Here is a 22,699-nt window from a genome sequence, read left to right as displayed (position 1 = left end):
TCAAGTGCCTCTCAGGGCTGGTGGGGTAGCAGGCGGACCATCAGGCCGTTGGCTTCACTGAGCAGCGACCCGTCGGCCGACGTCATCGTCGAGGAGATGAAGACCTTCCTGCCTTCGGTATTGCCGATTCGTCCTTTGGCGATCAACGGTTCGTCGATCGGGGTGATCTTGCGGTAGTCGACGTGCAGGTAGGCGGTGCGGGTCGGGTGAATGCCCGCGGTGGAGACCACCATGCCGAACATCCAGTCGTAGAACAGCGGGATCATGCCACCGTGCACGGCATTGTTGCCACCCACGTGGGATTGGGTGAAGTGTCCTTGCATCGTCACGCCGTCGGGCCCGGATTCGGTCACCAGCCAGGGCGGCATCAAGGGGTGGGCCAGCCCGGGCAGGCTCAGCACCCGGCCGGCCACCGCCTCGGTCTCCGGAACCTGGTTACCGTCCAGCAAGGCACAGGCGTTCTGCAGGTGGGTGGTCGCGGCGGCCCACAGCGCTGGTTCCGGGTTGGTGGACACGGTCAGGTCTTGCAGTCGCCGCAGCGCCGCGACGAACGGGCCGAGCTCGGAGGGCGCACCCGCGACGGGCTTGACGTCGGGAAACCCGCCGCGGGTGGTGGGTGCCGTGTCGGTCATGGGGATCCTTGCGTCTGCTGCTGCCATATCTGGAGCAGGTCGTCGGTCGTGGTGATCGTTGCCAGCAGCGACAGCGTGTTGGCGATCATCGCAGCACCGTACTCGGTGGGAATGCCGGCGACGGCGTCGCGGGGAACGACCACGCGGTAGGCGGCGTTGACCGCATCCATCACGACGTTGGGTATCGCGATGTTCAGCGAAACGCCGACCACGACGATCGTGGACACCTCGAGGTTGCGCAGCACCGCGTCCAGGTCGGTGCCGCCCATCGGTCCCACCCCGTGCCAGCGGCGCAGCACCAAATCCGTTGGATCGGGCCCTAATTCGGGCAACACTTCGGCGCCTGGCGTACCGGGAGTGATGTCCACCTGGTCGCCGCCGCTCATTGCGAAGATCTTGGCGTTGTGGTTGGACCCGAGCCCGTCGGGGCGGCGCTGCACCAGGCAGTGCACCACATGCACGCCGGCCGCCCGGGCCGCCGGCAACAGCCGCACGATGTTGGGCAGTGCCTCGCGGCGTGCTTCCTCGGCGAGCATGGCCAGCCCCGCGTCCGGGCCCATCACGGCGCCCTGACACTCCTGGGCGACGATCGCGGTGTGTGCGGGAGCAACGAGGTCGGCGAGGTGTGGCTTCATGCCGGGACGTCGTAGAACTGGGTCGCCCATTTTCGCAGTGCCATATAGCCTTTCGCGTCGACCTTGGACAGTGCCGGATTTTCGACGTACTTCTGGTAGCGCCAGATTTGCAGGTCGTCGAAGACGGTGGACAGGAATTGCTTTTCGATCAGGTCGCGCAGTTTGGCCTCGGGTACATCGGAGTCATCACCGGGGATGCGCGGCCACCAGATCGAATAGAACAGGTCCGAGCACTCGTCGTCGACCGGCGTGCAGGTGAAGATCAGGCGATGGTTCTGCGCGCCCTCGAAAACGCTGATCGCCCCGCCGAGACCGAACAGGTGGCTGTGGAACCGCAATGCGAGGTCGTCCGGGTTGTCGCTGCGCGCATCAGGCCAGCCCGCGATGAATTGCCATTCTTGGTCGACGATCTTCCAGTCCAGCACCCGCGGAGTCACCGTCGCGTGGTGGACGTACTCGAAATGGGCGCTGTCGGGTGCATTCTCCGCGACGATCTGCGGATGCACCGGTTCGCGCTCGGCACGCCGGGAGAACTCCGGATACGCCCGGTAGTAGCCGGCCGGATCCGTCTCGAACTGCGGGAACTTGCGGAAGATGTCCGGCATTTCCCACTGCGGTTCCTTGCCGTCGGGGTGATGCCAGACGAATACGCAGTCGTATTGTTCCTGGACGGGATAGGACTTGAGCCGCAGCGCCTTGTTCGGACGGTCCGGCTGATAGGGGATGTAGCGGTTGGTGCCGTCCGGGCCCCAGCGCCAGCCGTGGAAGGGGCACTCGACGCAGTCGCCGACCACCTTGCCGCCGTGGCCGATGTGGGCGCCGAGGTGTTTGCAATGTCCTTCCAGCACGTGCAGCTCGCCCGACTCGTCTCGATAGGCGACCAGCTCCTCGCCGAAGTACTGCAGCGGCCGAACCTCGCCGGCGGGGAACTCTGGGGACCACCCGACCATAAACCACCCGGTGACCTTCCAGGTAAACGGGACTTTCACGGCGGCTCCTCCCACGTTCTGCTAGATACTAAGCCCGTTACAGTATAGATTTCAGCAGGTCCTCAGAAGTTCGTCCAGGGCGCGGCAGGGAGCGTGATGACGCGGGCGGTTGTCTCGGTGGCTGATGAGCTGGCAGAGCCCCGGAAATCCACGGCGCGGTGCGGCCGTTCACTGGAGACCAAAGATGCCGGATCCCGGCGGATCAGCGGAGGTGACGATGCCTGAGGCGGATCGATCCGTCGACGTCCTGGTGATCGGCGCCGGGTTCTCCGGCCTGTACATGCTGCATCGGTTGCGGCAGCTCGGAATCCGCACCCGAGTGCTCGAGATGGCCGACAACGTCGGGGGTACCTGGCTGTTCAACCGCTACCCCGGAGCGCGATGCGACATCGAAAGCATCGAGTACTCCTACAGCTTCTCCGAAGACATTCAGCAGGAATGGGTCTGGACCGAGTCGATGCCGGCCCAGCCGGAGATCGAGGCGTACCTGAATTTCGTCGCCGACCGGTTGGACCTGCGTCGCGATATTGCGTTCCATACCAAGGTCGTCGCGATGGAGTTCGACGAAGACGCGGCGGTGTGGCTGGTACGCACCGAATCCGGCGAGACCTTCGTGGCACCGTTCGTCGTCGCCGCCTCCGGCATCCTCTCGGTGCCGCTGGAGCCCGATATCCCCGGAATGGGGACATTCGCCGGAACCTCGCTGTTCACCAGCCGCTGGCCCAAGGAAGGATTCGACCTCACCGGAAAACGGGTCGGCGTGATCGGCACCGGCTCGACCGGAGTTCAGCTGATCCCCGTGGTGGCTCAACAAGCCTTGAAACTCTGCGTGTTTCAGCGTTCACCCGCCTACACGCTGCCCTGGCGGGTGCACCGGTTCGAGCCTGGCGAGCTCGACGAGCTGAAGGGGCGCTACGACGAGATCCGCGAAGCCCAGCGGGCCCACCCGATCGGGGCGGCGCGGCTGAGCGCCTTTTCCGTCCTGCTGGAAATGCTGAGCAGCCCGGCGATCAAGTCGGCATCGCGCGAAGAGCAACTGCGCGCCATCGAGGAAAACGGCGTGATGGGTGCGCTCAACTGGAGCGACATCTTCTTCGACATCGAAGCCAACCGGATGGCCGCCCGGCTCTACGGCGAAGCGGTGGCCCGTATCGTCAAGGACCCGCAGACGGCGGCGTCGCTGGTGCCGGTGCATCCGTTCGCGTGTAAGCGGCCCATCATCGACCAGGGCTACTACCAGACCTACAACCGCGACAACGTCACGCTCGTCGACCTGCGCAAGTCACCGATGCGCGAAGTAACCGCGAACGGCATCCGCACCGAAACCGATGAGTACGAGCTCGACGTGATCATCTACGCCACCGGATTCGACGCGATGACCGGGGCGCTGTCCCGCATCGACATCCGGGGCCGCGACGCGATGTCGCTCGGCGAATTCTGGGCCACCGAGGGGCCGCTGTCCTACCTCGGGCTGGCGGTCGCCGGCTTCCCGAATCTGTTCACCATCCAGGGCCCGGGCAGTCCGAGCGCCGCCACGAACTTCGTCGCGGCACTGGAGCAACATGTGGAGTGGATCGGTGATTGCATCGCGCATCTGCGCGACAACGGAATACGCACGATCGAGGCGCTGACTACCGCGCAACAGGAATGGATCGACCACGCCACCGCGCTCGTCGAGCCCACGGTGTTGGTTCACCCGTCCTGCAACTCCTGGTACAACGGCGGCAACGTGCCCGGCAAGAAGCGGATGTACATGGGTTACACCGGTGGGATCCCCGAATATCGGCGCCGCTGCGACGAAATCGCCGCCGCCGGATATGCCGGTTTCAAGTTGGCGTGATTGATTCGGGGCTGGTTTAAGGTGAGCGGCATGGCTGGATTTTCGCTGGTGAAACGTTCCTTCGACATCGGCCGCGAACTGGGCATGGTGCTGCCCCGCACTGTCGCCGGTCTCAACGAATCGACGGGCTGGGTACCGGCTTCGCGGCGAGGAGTGCGCCAGTTCGGCGAGGTCATGTTGGACGAACTTGTCTTAAGTGGCTTTACGTTGCTGGGCGCAAACCTGACCAAAGAGGTCCGGCCGCTCAGCGCGTGCGCACCGGCGGCCGAGGAGTTGTCGACGCTGGGTATCGACGGTGCCCATACCGCACCAAAACCGTTGCAGGTGAAGTCGATACGACGACACCGGATGGGCGGATTGGCGTACGAACGGATGACGTTCGAGCACGACCCGCAGCTCCCGGAGACGTTGGCGGCCGAGGGCCTCAGTGGTCCGGCGCGCGCGGTGGTGCACTTGTGCCGTCACCGCGACCGGCCGCGGCCGTGGCTGATCTGGGTGCACGGAGCCGGTCAGGGCGGCACCGAGGATTTGTTGCTGTCCCGCATCGGCCATATTCACCACACGTTAGGGTTCAATGTCGCGATGCCAGTGCAGCCCGGCCACGGGTGCCGGCGCCGCGAATGGCCGGCCTACCCCGACATGGATCCACTCGGCAACGTCGCGGGCATGATGCGCTCGGTGTCGGAGGTACGCGCCGTGGTGCGCTGGGTCCAACCGCAGGCCAGTACCGTTGTGGTGTCCGGTATTTCGATGGGTACCCCGGTCGCCGCACTGGTTTCGCACCTGGAGCGCCAAATCGATGCGGTGGCGCTGTACACCCCGATTCTGGGGCTTAACGCGATGATCGCCCGGCACCTCTCGCGCTGGGGATCGGCGCGCGACGGATTCCGGGACCTGCTGGGGTCCCCGGTGGTCGCGCAGCTGACATCGGTAATCGATCCGCTGGCGGTCGATCCGGCACCGCCGCCGCGGCGCCGGCTGATCGTCGGGGCGTGGCATGACCGCATGGCGATGCGTGAGCCCACCGACGCGTTGCAGGAACGCTGGGGTGGTCAGCTGTACTGGTACGAGGGCAGCCACGTGGGTCACATCTTCTCCCGGCGCGTGCAAAAGGTTTCCGATCGATTCCTGCGCGAGGTGGTCTCGCAAAACGGGCCAGAACCGGTGTCCCAGCGGTGATGGCGGTTCGGACGGCGCGCGAAGTCGTCGAACTCTACAACCTCGTGGTCTGGAACGAATGCGACATCGAACTGGCCGAGGAGTTGTTGGGGGACACTGTCATCCGGCACGAGGTTGGTACGGCACGAACACTCACTCATGCCGAGGCCGTTGCCCGGGTCACCGACATGTGGGCGCAAGTCGAGTCATTGCACTTTGACCTCAACGTCGTTATCGCCAACGAGGACGGCGAGCACGTCGCGATCGTCTACGACTCGACCATCACCACCAACGACGGCAACGAAACCCACATCGCCAGCATCGAGGTGTTCCGCGTTGTTGCCGGCCGGATCACCGAAGTCTGGAATTGCGGCTACCACCAAGGAGTTTGGAATTGACTGATCGCGTGCTCGACGAATTGGGCTATTACCTGCTGGCCGGCGCCGGAGGTGAGGGCCCGGCGACTTTGATGGACGAAGCGCGCCGCGGGGAGGAGCTCGGCTTCGGCACCGCGTTCATCTCCGAGCGCTGGAACGTCAAGGAAGCGTCGTCACTGGTCGGGGCGGCCTGCGCGGTGACCAACCGGATGCAGATCGCCACTGCTGCAACCAATCACAACACCCGCCATCCGCTGATCACCGGGTCGTGGGCGACCACGATGCACCGGCTGTCCCGCGGACGGTTCACGCTGGGCATCGGCCGTGGCATCGGCGCGATCTACGGCGCCTTCGGCATCCCGGCGGTCACGACGGCACAGATGGAGGACTGGGCCCAGGTGATGCGCCGACTGTTCCGCGGCGAGCTGATCTTCAACCACGAAGGCCCGATGGGCAAATATCCGATCCTGTTTCTCGATCCGGACTTCGACGAGAACATCCGACTCGCGCTGGTGGCGTTCGGGCCCAACACCCTCGCGCTGGGCGGACGAGCGTTCGACGATGTCATCCTGCACACCTACTTCACGCCGGAGACGTTGCAGCGCTGCGTCAAAACCGTCAAGACCGCGGCGGAGAAGGCGGGCCGCGACCCCGATAGCGTGCGGGTGTGGTCGTGTTTCGCGACGGTCGGTGACCATCTTCCCGAAGAGCTGCGGCTGAAGAAAACCGTGGCCCGGCTGGCCACCTACCTGCAGGGGTACGGCGACTTAATGGTGCAGACCAACGACTGGGATCCGGCTGTGCTGGAACGCTTCCGGGCCGACTCCGTCGTCACCTCGATCGCCGGCGGGATCGACCACAAGGCCACGGCGGAGCAGATCGAGCACATCGCGACGTTGATTCCCGACGAGTGGCTGCAGCCGTCGGCGACCGGTTCAGCTCGACAGTGTGCGGATCGCATCCGCAAGGAGTTCGAATACGGGGCCGACGCGCTGATCATGCACGGCGCGACACCTGACGAGCTGGAGCCCGTCGTCGCCGCCTACCGGGCGGGGGGCTAGTACCACTTACGGCATGATGACGGTCCGGCTCACCGGCTGGGCGGCGGCCTGGCGGGCCGACAGACCCCGAAGCAGGGAAGCCAGCAAGGCGTCGCGAGTCTCGCGGGGATCGATGAGTTCGTCGAATCCCATGCTTTCGGCCGAGCGAAACGACGCCTGCAACTCGGCGTCACGCAACTTCGCGGTGACGTCCTCGCCGGCGTGCGTAGCCCGGCCCAGCGCCGCCGCGCTCATGGCGCCCATCGTCGCGCCGGGGTAGGCGAAGGTCGCCGACTGGCTGTCGAAACCCAGCAGCGACATGACCATCGAGCCGAACCCGTATGCCTTGCGCAGCGTCACATGCAGCTTGACGGTGGTGGCCGCCGTCTGGGCGGCGAACATCCGGGCCCCGGCGCGCAGCACGCCGCTGCGCTCGGACCGGCTTCCGGGCAGCATGCCGGGATTGTCCGCAAAGAAGATGAGTGGCAGGTGGAATGAGTCGGCCACCATGATGAAATGCGCCGCCTTGTCCGCGGCGTCGGCGTCGATGGAGCCGGCCAGCACGTTGGGCTGGTTCGCGACGACCGCGACCGGATGACCACCGAGATGGGCCAGCGCGCAGATGATCGCCTTGCCGTACTGCGGCTGCACCTCGAACCAGTCCGGCCGGTCGAAGACCACGTCGAGCACCGCGCGCATGTCGTAGACGCGGCGGTTGTCGCGCGACACGATGTCGAGTAGTTCCGGCGTGGGCCGTGGCTCGCTGTCTTCGTCGCGGGGCAGCGGGGTGGGGTAAGACCATGCGCTCGGCGGGAAGTACGACAGGTAGCGCCGGATGTCGGCGATGACGGCCTCGTCGTCGTCGGCCACATTGTGGATCACTCCGCTGGGCAACGCGGTGCCGGGTCCGCCCAGGTCCTCCTTCGAAATATCTTCTCCCGTCGACTCTTTCACGACCGGAGGCCCGGCCGTGAAGATCGCGCCCTGGCGGCTCATGATCCGGAAGTCGCACACCGGTGCCACCAGCGCGCCATGTCCGGCCGAGGGGCCCAACACCGCGGCGACCGTCGGCACCTTGCCCGAGCACTGCGCCTGCGCGAGCAGGTCGGTGGGGGCGCGCCCGTAGTGTCCCCCGCCGGGGCGGAAGCCGGCGCCTTCGAGCAGCATCACCAGCGGAGTCTTGTCGCGCAGCGCCAATTCGGCGATGCGGTAGCGCTTCGAGTTGCCGCCGGGTCCGATGCTGCCGGCCATCGTGGTGAAGTCCTCGGCGCCCAGCATCACCGGTGAGCCGTTGATCGAGCCCGAACCCACGATCAGCGCGTCGGCCGCGACCTCGCCGCCGACCAGTGTGCCGATTTCGCGGAAGGTGCCCGGGTCGAGGAGTCGCTCGATGCGCGCGCGGGCGTCGAGCTTGCCCTTGCCGCGGTGCTTGTCGAGCCGCTCCGGGCCGCCCATGCCCCGCGCGCGCTGACGCCGACGGGCGAGGTCTTCGAGCGTTTCCTCCCAATCCGGGGGTTTTGTCATGCGTCAGTCCTACCTCTCGCGGATGCGATCGCGCGCGCCTAGTCCAATGGTGACGACCCGCTGCACCCGGCTACGCCGCGCTTACGATCGTCCCTAGATCTGCAGGGTCACATACTGGATTGCTTACTGTAAAGTTACCCGCATGCCTGACGGCTCCCGGCTCAAGATCGACGGCGGCATCCCCAATCGCCTCGACCGCGTGGTGGAAGCAGTGGGCAACCTGGAACAGAGCGGTTACGACGGTGGCTGGACGGCCGAGACCAGTCACGACCCGTTTCTGCCGTTGCTGCTGGCCGCCGAGCACACGTCGGGGCTCGAACTGGGCACCAACATCGCGGTGGCGTTCGCGCGCAATCCGATGACCGTCGCCAACGTCGCGTGGGACTTGCAGGCGTACTCGCGGGGCCGCTTCATTCTCGGTTTGGGCACCCAGATCCAGCCGCACATCGAGAAGCGATTCAGCATGCCGTGGAGTCATCCGGCCCGCCGGATGCGCGAGTTCGTCTCCGCGTTGCGCGCCATCTGGTCGGCGTGGAACGGCGAAGCCAAGCTGACTTTCGAGGGCGACTTCTATACCCACAAGATCATGACGCCGATGTTCACGCCGGAACCGCACCCGTACCCGGTGCCGAAGGTGTTCATTGCGGCGGTCGGTGAAGTGATGACCGAGATGTGCGGCGAGGTCGCCGACGGTCACCTCGGCCACCCGATGGTTTCGCAGCGCTACCTCAACGAGGTGACAGTCCCGGCGCTGTTGCGCGGGGCGCAGCGTGCCGGACGGGGTCGTTCGGATTTCGAAGTCTGCGCCGAGGTCATGGTCGCGACCGGCGAAAACGACGCCGAACTGGAAACGGCCATGACGGCTGCCCGCAAGCAGATCGCGTTCTACGGCTCCACGCCGGCATACCGCAAAGTGCTCGAATTGCACGGCTGGGGCGAGCTGCACACCGAGCTGAATCATCTTTCCAAGCAAGGCGAATGGGACGCGATGGGAGCGCTGATCGACGACGAAATGCTGGGTGCTTTCGCCGTCGTCGGTCCCGTCGACAGAGTCGGAGCCGCGCTGCGTAGCCGGTGTGCGGGCGTCGATCGCGTGCTGCCGATCTTCTACGACGCTTCTCAATCCTGTATTACCGCCGCAATGAAGGAGTTTCGCCAGTGAGCACAACGACGATGGACGACGCCGGAAAGTCTCTGGCAGATCCGTTGGCGTACACCGACGAGAAGCGGCTGCACGCGGCGCTGACTCACTTGCGTGCCACCGCGCCGGTGTCGTGGGTGGAGGTGCCGGACTACAAGCCGTTCTGGGCTATCACCAAACACGCCGACATCATGGACATCGAGCGCGAGAATATGAAGTTCACCAACTGGCCGCGCCCGGTGCTGACCACCACCGTGGGCGACGAGCTGCAAGCCAACGCCGGGGTGCGCACGCTGATTCACATGGACGACCCGCAGCACCGGGTGGTACGCGCGATCGGCTCGGACTGGTTTCGGCCAAAGGCCATGCGCGCGATGAAGATGCGCGTCGACGAACTCGCCAGGATCTACGTCGACAAGATGCTGGCCGTCGGACCGGAATGCGACTTCGTCCAGCAGGTCGCGGTGAACTATCCGCTCTATGTGATCATGTCCTTGCTCGGCATCCCGGAGGCCGACTTCGCCCGCATGCTCAAGCTCACTCAGGAGCTGTTCGGGAGCGAAGACAGCGAATTCAAGCGCGGCACCTCGAATGAGGACCAGATCCCGGCACTGCTCGACATGTTCGGCTACTTCAACGACGTGACGGCGTCGCGCCGGGAGAACCCGACCGAGGATCTTGCCTCGGCGATCGCCAACGCCCGCGTCGACGGCGAGCCGCTGTCCGACATCGACACCGTGTCCTACTACCTGATCGTGGCCACCGCGGGTCACGACACCACCAGCGCGACCATTTCCGGTGGCATGCAGGCACTGATCGAGAATCCCGCCCAGCTCGACCGCTTGCGCAACAATCTCGACCTGATGCCGTTGGCCACCGAGGAGATGATCCGTTGGGTCACCCCGGTCAAGGAATTCATGCGGACCGCCAACGCGGACACCACGGTTCGCGGAGTGCCGATTGCCGCCGGGGATTCCCTGCTGCTGTCCTATGTGTCGGGTAATCGTGACGAGGATGTCTTCGACGACCCGTTCCGCTTCGACATATCGCGCGATCCCAACAAGCACCTGGCCTTCGGCTACGGCGTGCACTTCTGCATGGGCGCGGCGCTGGCCCGAATGGAAGTCAACAGCTTCTTCTCCGAGCTGCTGCCCAGGCTCAAATCGATTGAGCTGACCGGTGATCCCGAACTGGTTGCGACGACATTCGTCGGCGGCCTCAAGCACCTGCCGGTACGATACTCGCTGGTTTGAGGTTCAAACGCAGGAGGTAACTTGTGCTCGGTGTCCACCATTCGGCGATCTGCACCTCCAATGTCGAACTCTCGCTTCGGTTCTGGTGCGACGGCCTCGGCTTGACCCAGTTGATGGACTACGAGTTCACCGGCGATTGGCCGGAGCTGTTCGGCGCTACGTCCGATCGGCTGCGGTCGATCTTTCTCGGCGATCCGGACAAACCGGGCAGCGGGAGCGTCGAACTCGTGGAATTGGCGGGCGCCGACGCGGCACTACCGGAATCCACTGCGCTGCGGCACGGCTTCATGTTGCTCTCGTTGCAGCGCGAGGTCGATGAGACGCTCGAGACCTTGGCGACCTTGGGTTTCACCGATGGCGTCCGTCGCATCGATGTCGTGGCCCCGGACGGAAGGACGGTCGCGATGGCGGTGATCACCGCGCCGGACGGCGTGCTCGTCGAGTTGATCGGACGCGCGAAGTGAGCACCGCACTGGTCACCGGTGGCGCGTCCGGCATCGGACGTGAAGTCGCAAAGCGGCTGCACGACTTGGGCCACGACGTCGTGGTGTGGGACTTGGTCGACGGCGACATCGATTGCGACATCAGCGATCCCATCGCAGTCTCGGCGGCGATGGAACGAACCGTGCAAGAACATGGCGTGCCCACCCGCGTGGTTACCTGCGCCGCGATCGGCGCGGCGGGTGTGTTGCTCGAACAGTCACCCGCGGAGTGGGAGCGGGTGATCGGGGTCAATCTGACCGGCACCTGGTTGACGATCCGCGCGGCGGCCCAGGCCATGATCGATGCCGGGGAGAGCGGTTCGATTGTCGCGGTGTCCAGCATCAGCGGTTCGATCGCCGATCGCGACATGGGCGCCTATTGCGTATCGAAGGCCGGCGTGGACATGTTGGTCAAGGTCGCCGCCGTGGAGTGGGGGACACACGGCATCCGGGTGAATGCGGTCGGGCCCGGTGTCACCCGGACGCCGATGCTGCCCAATCCGGAAGCACTACCCGGCTGGGTCGAAGGGTTGACCGAACGCACCGCACTAGGCGGCCTGGGCCAAGCCGAGGACGTGGCCGGGGCCATCGTGGGTGTGCTCGAATTGCCTTGGGTGACAGGCCAGGTCGTGCATGCCGACGGCGGCCTCTCCCTGCACAGCCCGATCGACTCCTATGGCCAGATGCAGCGAGTGATAGGCCGCCGAAAGTAGCAGCTATTCGATCCCGAAATCGATGACGCCCCGGACGATTTTGCCGTTCAGCAGGTCGTCGTAAGCGTCGTTGATGTCATCGAGTCGATAACGCCGGGTGATCATCTCGTCGAGCTGTAGCTGCCCGGACTGGTACAGCCGGGCCAGCCGAAAGACGTCGGCTTTCGGGTTGCACGAACCGAATACGGTACCGGCGAGCGATTTGTTGGACAGGATGAAATCCTGCAGATCGATCTTGACTGAGCTGGTCAGCTGCGAGGTCATCCCGGTCAGCACACAGGTTCCGCCTTTGCGGGTGAGCCGCACCGCGTCGCGGACGTCGTCGGGTGTGATCAGCGATGGCGAGACCACCACGGCGTCCGCCATGACTCCGTAGGTCAGTTCTCGCACCAGATCCATGGCCTCGACCGCGGCTGCGGCGGTGTGGGTGGCGCCGAACTGCAACGCCGACTTCTGTTTGAACTCCACCGGATCGACCGCGACGATCTGCGCGGCGCCGCCGACCCGGGCGCCCTGAATCGCACCCGTGCCGATTCCGCCGACACCGATCACGACGACGGTGTCACCCGGTCGCATATTGGAGCGGTTGGCCACCGAGCCGAATCCGGTCGGTATCGCGCAGGACAACAGCGCGCTGGGTACCAACGGCAGGTGCGGCTCGATCTTCACCAGCGAGTTCGTCGACACCACAGTGTGTTTGGCAAACGCGCCCACCTTGGCCAGATGACCCAGCGGCTTGCCTTCGGCGGTGTGATGGCGGTAGGTGCCGTCGGTGGGCATGCCCGGCGTCAGCACGCCGGCACCCATGTCGCAGATGTACTCCATGCCACTTGCGCACCAGCGGCACTGTCCGCACACGGCGACGAACGACATCACCACGTGGTCGCCGGGCACGAATTCCGTTACGCCGGGCCCGACTTCGCGTACCACACCGGAACCCTCGTGACCGCCGATCATCGGGAACATGGTGGGCAATCCCAGCGAGCGCAGCATCTCGTTGGGCGCCGACATGTCGCCCTTGAGGATGTGATCGTCGGAGTGACACATCCCGGCCGCGGCCATTTCGACCAGCACCTCCCCGGCCCGCGGTGCGTCCAGTTCGAAATCCTCGACGGACCACGGCCCGCCGACATCGTGCAGGATCGCCGCGCGGCTTTTCATGCGGCGGGGGTGAAGGTGACGGGAAGCTTGTTCGGCGACCGGAAGGTCAGGCCGATGATCCTGGACTCCTCGCCGGTGCCGTCGTCGTGAACAAAGCTGAGGTTCGAAACCCGGTCGAGCAGGCTGTTCAACATGACCCGGGTTTCCAACCGGGCCAAGTGCATTCCGAGACACATGTGGATGCCGCCCGCGAACGCGATGTGGGCTTGGCGCGGCCGATGGATGTCGAAGCGATCGGGGTCGGGCCAACGGCTTTCGTCGCGGTTGGCCGAGCCCATGCACATGTCGATCTGAGCATCGGCGGGGATTGTCTTGCCGCCGATTTCGACTTCTTCGGTGGTGGTGCGCATGACCATGGTCAGTGGCGTCTCGACCCGCAGACCTTCTTCGATGGCGGCGGGGATCAGCGACCGGTCCTGCCGGACCATCTCCAGTTGTTCGGGGTGGGTCAGCAGTAGGTACAACAGGTTGCCCGACGAACGGTAGGTCGTCTCCAGTCCGGCGGGCAGCAGCAAGCGCAGGAATGCGATGATCGCGTCGTCGGTGAGCTTCTCGCCGTTGATCTCGGCGGCGACCAGGTCGCCGATGATGTCGTTGGTGAGCTTTCGACGCCGCTGCTCGACCTGCTCGAGGAAGTAGCCGTGCAACTCGGTCGCGGCGTTGAGCCCCGCCATGATGTCGGTCGGAATCGAGATGAGGTCAAGCGACAGCCGTCGGAACATGTCGAGATCCTCCGGGGGAAGCCCGAGCAGCACCGAGATGATCCGAGTGGGGAACTCGAACGTCAGCGCCTTGACCAGGTCGGCGTGACAGTCGTTTTTGATTTCGTCGATCAGCTGATCGCACACCGGCCCGATGACCGACGGCTCCCACCGTTCTAGCGCCGTAGCCCGAAATGCCTTGGCCACCAGGCTGCGGTGGTCGTGATGTTCCTTGCCGCCCATCGCCAGAATGGTGTGCCCCATGACCAATCCGATGGTTTTCTCGTAGGCGGCCGACGTGAAGATCCGGTCGTCGCGGAAGGCTTGGAACACACCGTCGTAGCCGAACAGCACCCACTCGTCGTTCGGCCGCAGCTCCTCGGGCATCTGGGAGTGGTCCCCGAGCGCGCCGTGCCAGACCGGGTCGGTGCGCCGCATGTATTCGTAGAACGGATAGGGGCTGGTTTCACCGGTGTAATCGAGGGTGACGGGCGGGCCGACGTTGTCGGTGCTTAAGGGCATCAGCGCTCCTCCTGAGCAACCGGTAAGGCCGTTGACGCGGGCCGGGTCCTGACCGCCCCGGCGTCTTCGGCGGGTGTTCCGAGCGGATTTTCGCTATCATAGTATAAATAGCAAGGCTTGTGATGGTTACCGTAACGGGCTCAGTATTGATCCGGGTTGGTTCAACGAGGCGGTGATTCTCAGGTGGCCCAGCGGCGATTCGTGTGCTCGGTCGACGAACTCCCGCCCGGCGGGATGAAGCTCGTCGATGTCGGCAAGTTCGGCGTGGGCGTGTACAACGTGCAGGGCGCGCTGTACGCGATCGTGAATTACTGCTCCCACGAGGGCGCCCCCTTATGCCTGGGCCTGCTCGGAGGCACTACCGAAGCGGCGCCCGGGCAGCCCGGCGGGATCCGTCGAGTGCGCGACGGGCAGATCGTTCGATGCCCTTGGCACAACTGGGAATTCGACGTCACTACGGGTCAAAGCGTCGCCGATCCGCGTCGTCGTATCCGTACCTACGAAGTCGACGTCACCGATGGGCAGGTGTATGTGACCGCATGATTGTCGACACCAATGTGCAACCGCACTTCCGCTACAACGCCGAGATCCGGCGCTACCTCCCGGACGCCTACCAACTGCGCGCGGTCCCCGACGTCGAACAGCAGTGGTACCAAGCGCCCGGGGGCGACTACCGCCAAGACCTCTACGCAGAGCACTACCCGGGCTCGGATCCCGACACCGTCAGTCGGCACTTGTTCGAAGACGCCGGAGTCGACTACGCCATCCTGAATCCGTTGACTCGCGGCAACATCGCCGACTACCTGCTCAACACCGGCATCTGCGCCGCCGTCAACGACTGGCTGCTGGACCGATGGATCGAACCCGACACCTCCGACCGGTTCCGGGGCACGATCAGGGTCAACCCCGAAGACCCCCGTGGCGCCGTCGCGGAGATCGAACGCCTGGCCGGCCATCCGAAGCTGGTGCAGGTCGGCATTCCGATGCAGTCCCGCGAGCCGTACGGCAAGCCGATGTTCGAACCGATCTGGGAGGCAGCGGCCGCGCATGGGCTGCCGGTCGCGGTGCATATCAACGGTGGCAACGGCGTCGACCATGCCCCGACGTTCGCCGGTCACGCGCACACCTACCCTGGCTATGCGTCGTTCATGCCGCTGAATTATTTCGTGCATCTGGCCACCCTGATCATCGAGGGCGTGTTCGGCCGGCTTCCCGGCCTCAAGTTCGTTTTCGCCGACGGCGGCTACGACATCCTCACCCCGTTGATGTGGCGGCTGGACACCTTCTGGTTGTCGATGCGCGACCAAACCCCATGGGTCGACCGGTATCCCAGCGAATACCTGCCCGACCATGTCCGGTTCTGCTCATCGGCATTCGACGGGCCTGTCGAGGCGGCCCACATGCAGCGCTGGATGGAATTCAGTGGCAAGACCGACCTGCTGATGTACGGATCGAGCTACCCGCACTGGTCGACGTCGTCGCCCGAGGTGGCGGCCCAGGGGCTCGACGCAGCGCAGCGCGAGCAGGTGTTGTGGCGAAACGCCAGTGAGCTTTACGGGCTTGGAGCAAAGGAGCGAGCGCAATGACCACCATCGAACGAGTCGAATCGCAGACCCGCCGCGACGACCACATCGCGGTCACCATCGTCGACACCGACGTCCACCCGTTGCCGGTGTCGACCGATGTGCTCAAGTCCTACGCGCCGGCCGAATGGGTGGACAAGATCTGGCCGAGCGGCAATGCGGTGAGCCCGGTGTCGTATTTCTACGACACCCCGGATGCGTTCAAGACGTCGTCGCTGCGCATGGACTCGTGGCCGCCGGGCGGCGGGGTCGCCGGCAGCGACCCGGACTACGCCGCCAAGCAACTGCTGGTCGATGCGGGCGTCAGCATCGCGTCGCTGGAGCCGATGTGCGACGCCCAGCTACCCCAGGCCGAGCACGTGCTCAAATCCACCTACAACGACTGGCTCGCCGACGTGTGGCTGGACAAGCACAACGCGCACGGCCGCTGGCGCGGGTCGATCAGCGTCAGCGCGCAGACCCCGGAGCAGGCGGCGCGCGAGGTCGAGCGATGGGCCGGCCACCCCTACATGGCCCAGGTGCTGATGACACCCCAGACCCGCGGAATCCCGTTCGGCAACCCGCATTTCGATCCGCTGTACGAGGCCGCATCCCGCAACGGGCTACCGATCTCAACGCATCTGATGGGTCAGACGCCGTTCGAATTGATCCCGCTGTATCCCGTCGGCAATCCCGCGCACTGGCACGACTTCTTCGCATCCTGGCCGCTGCTGTACGTCTCGCACCTGATGAGCCTGGTTTTCGACGGCGCCTTCGATCGGCACCCCGACCTGCGGGTGGTCTTCATCGAGGGTGGCTTCACCTGGGCGATGCCGGTGATGTCACGGATGGACCGGATCTGGGAGGCTCGCCGCGCCGACTTGCCGCAGGTACGACGCCGTCCGTCGGACTACGTGCGCGAGCATGTCCGCTTCACCACCCAGCCCTTGGAAGACGTCGACACCGTAGAGTTCCGCGAGTACCTGGAAATGATGGACCTGGGCGACAATCTCATGTTCTCGACGGACTATCCGCATTGGAGCTATGACTCGCCGACGTACGCGATCAACAGGTTCCCCGCCGACCAGCGGGAGCGGATCATGCGCGACAACGCAACGGCTTTGTACGGGTTGCCGGCGACCGTCCAGGCGCTCCCCGGCGAGCCCGCCGCGCCGCGGAGCTGAGCCGCGCCGGGCCGCTCCGCAGGCTCTGATCAGCGAATATCACCAGAAGTCCCCGTCGCTCGAAGCCGCCGGCCGCACGCGGCTGCGGCAGTGTGACGGCTCGTGGCTGACCAGGTCTACCTTGAATATGGTTTCCGACATGGCCTCCCGCCAGGCCTGGACGGCGGCCCGCACCATGAACCCGGAAGTTGAGAGGGTATGACGCAAACGGATCTGACCCGCCCGCAAGGCATTAACCGCCTCGACCCGGTACTGCGCGACGCCGCGAGCCAGGTGGGCATCGTCGAATTCCGTGCCGAGACACTGGCCGCCGAACGAGAGCAGGCCGACCGGGCGGCGGCCGAGCGTGCCGCGGCAGTCGACACCGAGGGCGTCGCCGTCGAAACCCGCTCGATCTCCGGACCCGGCGGCCAGCAGCTGAACCTCCGCTTCTACCGAGGCCACATCGAGGGTGACTCGGGAGCGCCGTTGCTGGTCTACGCGCACGGCGGCGGCTTCGTGTCCGGCAACCTCGACACCGACCACGCGGCGTGCGTGGAGCTCGCTCGGGAGGGCGGTTGTCTGGTGGTTTCGGTCGACTACCGGCTGGCCCCGGAGAATCCGGCTCCGGCGGCACTCGACGACGTCGAGGCGGGTATGTACTACGCCATCCGGAATTGCGCGGAGCTGAACATCGACTCCCGCCGGCTGGCCGTGATGGGCCGGGATGCGGGTGCCGCCCTGGTCGCGAGCCTGGCGCAGCGGATGTTCGACGCCGAGGGGCCACAGATCCGGATGCAGATCCTGCACCAGCCGATGCTGGACAGCGATGCCACGCCGTCGCGGCGCGAGTTTCAGCGCACGCCGGGGCTCAACGGTCCGGCGGTGAGCCGGGCGTGGGGTCACTACCTGGGTCCGGCCAGCGCCAGTGGTCAATATGTTCCGGCGCACCGGGCGAATCTGGAGGGCCTGCCGCCCACGTTCATCAGCTGCTCGGAGATCGACCCATGCCGCGACGAAGCCATCGACTACGCCAACCGGCTGCTGCATGCCTTCGTGCACACCGAATTGCACGTCATCGCGGCGACATTCAACGGATTCGATTCGCTGGTGCCCGATTGGGTCGTCTCCGAAGAGAACCGGGCCCTGCACGCCCAGTCGGTGCGCCGCGTGTTCGCGATGTAGCTGCTCGATCGCGTGTAACGGCTGAACTCCGGTAGCGCTTACGGTATTGGCATTTGCTAATATCGAGAACGTGATTCTTGGCGACGGCTACCGAACGCTGTGGAAGGGTCGGTCGGTGTCATGACGGCCGTGGACTCGCCTGAGAAGGCACTCTTCGTCTCGACGACCCAATCGTTTCTGCAGAAGGAAGCGCCGCTGTCTCGCGTCCGGGAGCTGCACGCGGCGGGGGCTTCCTTCGACCCGGCCTGGTGGCGGCGCGCCGCGGAGCTCGGCTGGACCGGCCTGCTGGTTCCGGAGGAGTTGGGCGGCGGCAGCGCCTCGGACAGCGGTGTCGAGGATTTGGCCTCGGTCGCCGAATTGCTCGGCAAGACCGTCGCGCCCGGCCCGCTGTACCCGGTCAGCGTCGTGCTCACCGCGCTGGCCGAATGCGCCGATGCGCAGTCGCACGCGGCGGTCATCGAGGCGCTGATCTCCGGCGAAACCGTTGCGTCCTGGGCGGTCTCGGAACCCGGCCGCGGCTGGGAGCCGCTGGACCCGTCGGTGACCGCGACCCAGACCGACGCGGGCTGTCGCACGTACCGTCTTGATGGCACCAAGGACCGCGTCGAGGCGGGCGCCCAGAGCGGCCTTCTGCTCGTGGTGGCGCGCTGCGGCGGCGAAGTTCGTCAGTTCCTGGTCCCGACGGACGCGCCCGGGGTTCGGGTCGAGCCGCAGCAGTCGGTCGATCTGGTCAAGCAATACGCGCGTGTGCATCTCGACGGGGTGGTCGTGGACTCGTCCGCGAGCATCGGCAGCGCCGCCGAGACCGCGGCGTTGATCGACCGGCAGAGCCAGATCGCTCAGGTGCTGCAATGCGCCGAGGTGGTCGGCGTCGTGCAAACGGTGTTCGACTTCACCGTTCAGTGGGCGCTGGACCGGCACACGTTCGGCCGTCCGCTGGCGTCCTACCAAGCGCTCAAACACGGCTTCGCCGACATGAAGCTGTGGCTGGAAGCATGTCGCGCCACCACGGCCGCGGCGGTTGCCGACATCGCGGCCCGCTCACCCGCCGCGAGCCTGTCGGCCAGCGTCGCGAAGTCCTACGTCTCAGAGATGGCGGGGCGGATCGTCCAGGGCTGCGTGCAGATGCATGGCGGCATCGGGGTCACCTGGGAACACGATCTGCACCTCTACCTGAGGCGAGTTACGTTGTACCGCTCCTTGTTCGGCACCCCGGAAGAACATAACTTGCGGGTGTATGAGTCAGAGAAAGCCGGCCGTACCGCGAAATGACGCAAGACCAGATCACCGAATCCGTCGCAGAGTTCGCCGCCCGCGCCCGCGTGTGGTTGGCGGACAACATGCCGCGCATTGACCCCGATTCACCGCCGCCGGCGCCGCGCGACGACGAGGACGCCTGGAAACGTGCCCGGGAACTGCAAAAGCGGCTCTACGAAGGCGGATTCGCCGGCATCTGCTTCCCGCGAGAATACGGCGGCCTGGGTCTGGATTACGCCTACCAGAAGGCGTTCGACGACGAATCCCTTTGCTACGAGCTGCCGTTGATCCTCAACATACCGACGTTCACCATCTGCTGCGCCACCCTTCTCGACACCGGCAGCGAAGAGCAGAAGAGGCAGCACATCGCCGCGGCGCTGCGCGGTGACGAGGTGCTGGTGCAGCTGCTGAGCGAACCCAGCGGCGGATCGGATCTGGCCGGCGTCATCACCCGGGCCGAACGCCAGGGTGACCGATGGGTGATCAACGGCGCCAAGACCTGGAGCACCAGTGCGTTCGCCGCCGACTACGGCCTGTGCCTGGCCCGCACCAACTGGGATGTGCCCAAACACGAAGGCTTGACCATGTTCCTGGTGCCGATCGATCACCCGGGAATCACGTTGCGCCGCATCACAATGCTCAGCGGCTCCACGGAGTTTTGCGAGGAGTTCTTCGACGGCGTGGACGTCGGCGACGACGCGGTGGTGGGGGAGGTCAACGGCGGCTGGACGGTGGCCTCACGTCAGCTGTACCACGAGCGGCGGGCGGTCGGCCAGGGTTCGGAGTTCGCCAGCGGCAGCGGCAGCGAGGGCGGCAACGCCAATCCCGTTGACTACGTTGGGCTTTTAGAGAAGACCGGTCAGGCCGACAACGAACGCGTGCGGGAGATGGCCGGCCGGGCGTTGGTGCACCGGACGGTGGCCGAGCAGCTGATCGATCACGTGTCGCGCAATGTCCGCGACGGTGTGCTGCCACCGGCGGCCGGCACGCTGATTCGGCTGTTCCACGCCGAGACCGTACAGGTGGACCTCGACACCGCGATGGCGGTCGCGGGAGCAGCCGGTGTGGTCGGGGAGATCGGCGACGGTCTAGAGACCGGGCTGCGGTATTTGGTGCGCCAAAGCGTCGCCATCGGAGGCGGCACAACCGAGATGGCGCGCAACGTGATCGGGGAGCGGGTGCTGGGCTTTCCGCGCGAATACGCCGCCGACCGAGGGGTGCCGTTCAATCAGGTGCGGCACGGGAAGAACTAGTCTTCGGCGAAGACGTTCTCGCTGTCGCCGCTGCTGACGGGTATCTGGACCATCGACAAGATGTGATGCGCGGGGCTGCCGGGCGGGGCGATCACCACGCAGTCGCCACCCTGCCGCAACGCCCGGTCACGGGCGGCTGCCAGCGCGCTGACGCCGGCGGACCCCAGGTGGGTGACGGCGCTGAGGTCGATCGTCAAAGGTGCTATGCCCGAACGACTTTCGACGGCAATCAGGCGGTCGAGAGTGGACGCGGTGTTGGAGTCGACGTCACCGCTGACGACGATGTGGCCGGACTCGCGCACGGTCGAGACGAATTCGTTGTCGGTGGCCCGGCGGTAGGCGGCCCGGCTGACGATCGTGTCGGTGACGAAGTTGGCCGGTCGGGATAGACGGTGTGTCACGCTGGCGGTCGTCCCAGCGTCGCTGCGGGTGATGAGGGCCTCGGAAACCAACGCCTCGGCCATCGCGAGCCCGCGCCCGCGCCCGTGTTCACCTTCACGGTGATCCTTCCACTGTCCGCGGTCGATCACCGAGGCATGCATGTTGCCATCGCCGGACAGCGATGCCTCGACGACGATGCCGTCGGAAACCTCGGTGCCGTAACCATGTTCGACCGCGTTCTCGACGAACTCGGAGATCGCGTGCACGACGTCGGAGATGTCGTCGGCGTCGGCACCGACCTCGGAGAGCCAGCCGCGAAGCCGGGAGCGCACGGTACGTGCGGCGTGGATCGTCGCGTCCAGCGTCATGTGCAGCGGAGCCGGGGGAGTGCGGCGCTGCGCGGCAAGCAGTGTGACGTCGTCGCTGTAGCCGGTTGACCGGAGCAGCAATTCGAGCGTCTCCGAACAGATGCGGTCGATGGTTCGTGTCGGCGCATCGATGACGAACCCGCCGACACCGGCGGAGATGTTGGCGGCCAAGTCGGCGAACTCCGCGGTGCTGGCGCCCAATGGGCGCCCGGGCCGCTCGATCAGGCCATCGGAATACAGCAGGATCGAATCGCCGATGTCCAGCATTTCGCTGCGCACCGGAAAACCGACGCGGCTGCCAAGCGGACCGGCGCCCGACGGTTCCACGTAGCGTGCGGCCGAGGCGGCGCTCACCACCAGTGGCGGCGGATGCCCGGCGGTGCAGTACTGGAATTCACCGGTGGCGTAATCGAGCGAGCCCACGCACAACGTGGCCGACCTCGACCCCGGCACGTGCTCGTGGAAGCGGTCGACGGCTTCGAGCGCTTCGGTGATGCCGTAGCCCTGCGATATCTGCATCCGCAGCGCGGTGCGCAACTGCGACATGACCGCCGCGGCTTCGACGCCGTGCCCGACCACATCGCCGACGACGAGCACCAGCCGGTCCCCGAGGGGTATCGCGTCAAACCAGTCGCCGCCGGCCGCGGTGTCTTCGGTGGCGACAAGGTACTGCGCGGTGATGTCGGCGAATGGGACCACCGGGACCGACGAGGCCAGCAGGGCCTGCTGCATGACGATGGCGGAATCGCGGACGTTGCGATAGCGCTCGGAGAGTTCCTCGATGCGGGCCTCGGTGGCCAACCGCGCCCGCACGCGATCCGTGACGTCGTCGAAGATGATCTGCACGCCCTCGATCGCTCCGCCCTTGCGGCGGCGCGGCGTCACGAGGAAGTCGAAGTAGCGCTCCTCGACTCCGGTTCCTTCGAAGTCGGCCTGCAGCCGCCACTCCGCCCCGGATTGCGGCTCGCCGGTCTCGTAGACCCGATCGAGCATCTGGAAGATTTGCTGGCTCTCCAGCTCGGGATACACGTCGCGAGCCAGCATGCCTACCGGGTTGAGCGCCGGATTCAGGGCGCGGTAGGCGGCGTTGGCCGCGACAAAGCGATGTTCCGGCCCTTCCAGACCGATCAGCATCGCGGGGACCTTTTCGAAGATGCGACGCACGTCGTCAGCCGCACCAACAATCTTGTCCCAGTCTTTTTCGGCCACCATATGGCCGTCCCTCCTGAGCCTGCCTGCGGGCCGTTCTCTGGACCGAGAAATCCAACAATGCGCGGTCCTATTCGACACAAGCAAGTAATCAGATTAGCAATTGCTGGGGGCTACCTAGCGCATCAGTTTGCTAACGGGCGGCGACCTCGA

General features: G+C 65.6%; 21 protein-coding genes. 14 read left to right on the top strand and 7 right to left on the bottom strand.

Going from position 1 to position 22,699, the window contains the following annotated elements; translation table 11 throughout:
* Positions 1 to 11 precede the first annotated feature (11 nt).
* From MJO58_RS19735 to MJO58_RS19725, 3 genes are read right to left on the bottom strand one after another with little or no spacing between them, the layout of a single operon-like run.
* The gene (locus MJO58_RS19735; protein ID WP_239720685.1) at positions 12 to 632 is read right to left on the bottom strand and encodes a PaaI family thioesterase; all 621 of its coding nucleotides are present in this window, start codon (positions 630 to 632) and stop codon (positions 12 to 14) included.
* Positions 629 to 1,267, bottom strand: coding sequence for a cysteine hydrolase family protein (locus MJO58_RS19730; protein ID WP_239720684.1), 639 nt, complete (start codon positions 1,265 to 1,267; stop codon positions 629 to 631). Before MJO58_RS19730 ends, MJO58_RS19735 begins: the two co-directional genes overlap by 4 nt.
* A complete protein-coding gene (locus tag MJO58_RS19725; protein ID WP_239720683.1) occupies positions 1,264 to 2,256 on the bottom strand; it encodes a Rieske 2Fe-2S domain-containing protein in 993 nt (330 codons plus the stop codon). The genes MJO58_RS19730 and MJO58_RS19725 overlap by 4 nt, the downstream gene beginning before the upstream one ends.
* 217 nt (positions 2,257 to 2,473) lie before the next feature.
* On the opposite strand from MJO58_RS19725, the gene MJO58_RS19720 reads away from it, so the two are divergent.
* Genes MJO58_RS19720 through MJO58_RS19705 form a run of 4 tightly spaced genes read left to right on the top strand, consistent with a single transcriptional unit; the run spans position 2,474 to position 6,692 of the window.
* Complete coding sequence (locus tag MJO58_RS19720; RefSeq protein WP_239720682.1) at positions 2,474 to 4,096, top strand: flavin-containing monooxygenase; 1,623 nt, start codon at positions 2,474 to 2,476, stop codon at positions 4,094 to 4,096.
* A 30-nt stretch (positions 4,097 to 4,126) separates the two neighbouring features.
* Positions 4,127 to 5,275, top strand: a complete 1,149-nt coding sequence (locus MJO58_RS19715) for a PHB depolymerase family esterase (protein ID WP_239720681.1) — start codon at positions 4,127 to 4,129, stop codon at positions 5,273 to 5,275.
* Positions 5,275 to 5,652, top strand: a complete 378-nt coding sequence (locus tag MJO58_RS19710) for a nuclear transport factor 2 family protein (protein ID WP_090604887.1) — start codon at positions 5,275 to 5,277, stop codon at positions 5,650 to 5,652. The genes MJO58_RS19715 and MJO58_RS19710 overlap by 1 nt, the downstream gene beginning before the upstream one ends.
* Positions 5,649 to 6,692 (top strand): TIGR03857 family LLM class F420-dependent oxidoreductase, encoded by a 1,044-nt coding sequence (locus MJO58_RS19705; protein WP_239720680.1) that lies wholly within the window; start codon positions 5,649 to 5,651, stop codon positions 6,690 to 6,692. The genes MJO58_RS19710 and MJO58_RS19705 overlap by 4 nt, the downstream gene beginning before the upstream one ends.
* Positions 6,693 to 6,698: 6 nt before the next feature.
* Here MJO58_RS19705 and MJO58_RS19700 read toward each other — a convergent pair whose 3' ends face one another.
* Positions 6,699 to 8,195, bottom strand: a complete 1,497-nt coding sequence (locus MJO58_RS19700) for an acyl-CoA carboxylase subunit beta (RefSeq protein WP_239720679.1) — start codon at positions 8,193 to 8,195, stop codon at positions 6,699 to 6,701.
* Positions 8,196 to 8,337: 142 nt separating this feature from the next.
* Here MJO58_RS19700 and MJO58_RS19695 point away from each other — a divergent pair, with 142 nt between their 5' ends.
* The 4 genes from MJO58_RS19695 to MJO58_RS19680 are packed head-to-tail and all read left to right on the top strand — an operon-like array spanning position 8,338 to position 11,784.
* On the top strand, positions 8,338 to 9,357 hold the full coding sequence (locus MJO58_RS19695; RefSeq protein ID WP_239720677.1) for an LLM class F420-dependent oxidoreductase: 1,020 nt from the start codon (positions 8,338 to 8,340) through the stop codon (positions 9,355 to 9,357).
* A gap of 11 nt (positions 9,358 to 9,368) precedes the next feature.
* The gene (locus MJO58_RS19690) at positions 9,369 to 10,589 is read left to right on the top strand and encodes a cytochrome P450 (RefSeq protein ID WP_239723357.1); all 1,221 of its coding nucleotides are present in this window, start codon (positions 9,369 to 9,371) and stop codon (positions 10,587 to 10,589) included.
* 23 nt (positions 10,590 to 10,612) lie between these two features.
* Positions 10,613 to 11,053: a VOC family protein gene (locus tag MJO58_RS19685; protein ID WP_090604873.1), complete on the top strand. Its 441-nt coding sequence runs from the start codon at positions 10,613 to 10,615 to the stop codon at positions 11,051 to 11,053.
* On the top strand, positions 11,050 to 11,784 hold the full coding sequence (locus tag MJO58_RS19680; RefSeq protein WP_239720675.1) for an SDR family NAD(P)-dependent oxidoreductase: 735 nt from the start codon (positions 11,050 to 11,052) through the stop codon (positions 11,782 to 11,784). Before MJO58_RS19685 ends, MJO58_RS19680 begins: the two co-directional genes overlap by 4 nt.
* Before the next feature lie 3 nt (positions 11,785 to 11,787).
* Here MJO58_RS19680 and MJO58_RS19675 read toward each other — a convergent pair whose 3' ends face one another.
* Together MJO58_RS19675 and MJO58_RS19670 are read right to left on the bottom strand one after the other, a co-directional pair.
* Complete coding sequence (locus tag MJO58_RS19675; protein WP_090604867.1) at positions 11,788 to 12,945, bottom strand: Zn-dependent alcohol dehydrogenase; 1,158 nt, start codon at positions 12,943 to 12,945, stop codon at positions 11,788 to 11,790.
* The gene (locus MJO58_RS19670) at positions 12,942 to 14,168 is read right to left on the bottom strand and encodes a cytochrome P450 (RefSeq protein ID WP_239720673.1); all 1,227 of its coding nucleotides are present in this window, start codon (positions 14,166 to 14,168) and stop codon (positions 12,942 to 12,944) included. Before MJO58_RS19670 ends, MJO58_RS19675 begins: the two co-directional genes overlap by 4 nt.
* Positions 14,169 to 14,351: 183 nt before the next feature.
* Between MJO58_RS19670 and MJO58_RS19665 the strand changes: the two genes are divergently transcribed.
* The 6 genes from MJO58_RS19665 to MJO58_RS19640 all read left to right on the top strand — a co-directional run bounded on the left by MJO58_RS19665 (position 14,352) and on the right by MJO58_RS19640 (position 20,588).
* On the top strand, positions 14,352 to 14,711 hold the full coding sequence (locus MJO58_RS19665) for a Rieske (2Fe-2S) protein (RefSeq protein ID WP_090604861.1): 360 nt from the start codon (positions 14,352 to 14,354) through the stop codon (positions 14,709 to 14,711).
* Positions 14,708 to 15,754, top strand: a complete 1,047-nt coding sequence (locus MJO58_RS19660; RefSeq protein WP_239720670.1) for an amidohydrolase family protein — start codon at positions 14,708 to 14,710, stop codon at positions 15,752 to 15,754. Before MJO58_RS19665 ends, MJO58_RS19660 begins: the two co-directional genes overlap by 4 nt.
* The gene (locus tag MJO58_RS19655) at positions 15,751 to 16,914 is read left to right on the top strand and encodes an amidohydrolase family protein (protein WP_239720668.1); all 1,164 of its coding nucleotides are present in this window, start codon (positions 15,751 to 15,753) and stop codon (positions 16,912 to 16,914) included. The genes MJO58_RS19660 and MJO58_RS19655 overlap by 4 nt, the downstream gene beginning before the upstream one ends.
* 198 nt (positions 16,915 to 17,112) lie before the next feature.
* Positions 17,113 to 18,078, top strand: a complete 966-nt coding sequence (locus MJO58_RS19650) for an alpha/beta hydrolase (protein WP_239720665.1) — start codon at positions 17,113 to 17,115, stop codon at positions 18,076 to 18,078.
* 120 nt (positions 18,079 to 18,198) lie between these two features.
* Positions 18,199 to 19,350 (top strand): acyl-CoA dehydrogenase family protein, encoded by a 1,152-nt coding sequence (locus tag MJO58_RS19645; protein ID WP_239720663.1) that lies wholly within the window; start codon positions 18,199 to 18,201, stop codon positions 19,348 to 19,350.
* Complete coding sequence (locus tag MJO58_RS19640) at positions 19,347 to 20,588, top strand: acyl-CoA dehydrogenase family protein (protein ID WP_239720660.1); 1,242 nt, start codon at positions 19,347 to 19,349, stop codon at positions 20,586 to 20,588. Before MJO58_RS19645 ends, MJO58_RS19640 begins: the two co-directional genes overlap by 4 nt.
* Here MJO58_RS19640 and MJO58_RS19635 read toward each other — a convergent pair.
* Positions 20,585 to 22,549 (bottom strand): SpoIIE family protein phosphatase, encoded by a 1,965-nt coding sequence (locus MJO58_RS19635; protein WP_239720658.1) that lies wholly within the window; start codon positions 22,547 to 22,549, stop codon positions 20,585 to 20,587. The two genes, MJO58_RS19640 and MJO58_RS19635, sit on opposite strands and share 4 nt — an antisense overlap.
* Positions 22,550 to 22,699 lie beyond the last annotated feature (150 nt).

It is taken from the genome of Mycobacterium lentiflavum (assembly GCF_022374895.2).
Taxonomy (GTDB): Bacteria; Actinomycetota; Actinomycetes; order Mycobacteriales; family Mycobacteriaceae; genus Mycobacterium; species Mycobacterium lentiflavum.
The sequence above is the reverse complement of the archived record's forward strand: the minus strand, read 5'-3'. Positions and strand labels throughout refer to the sequence as shown.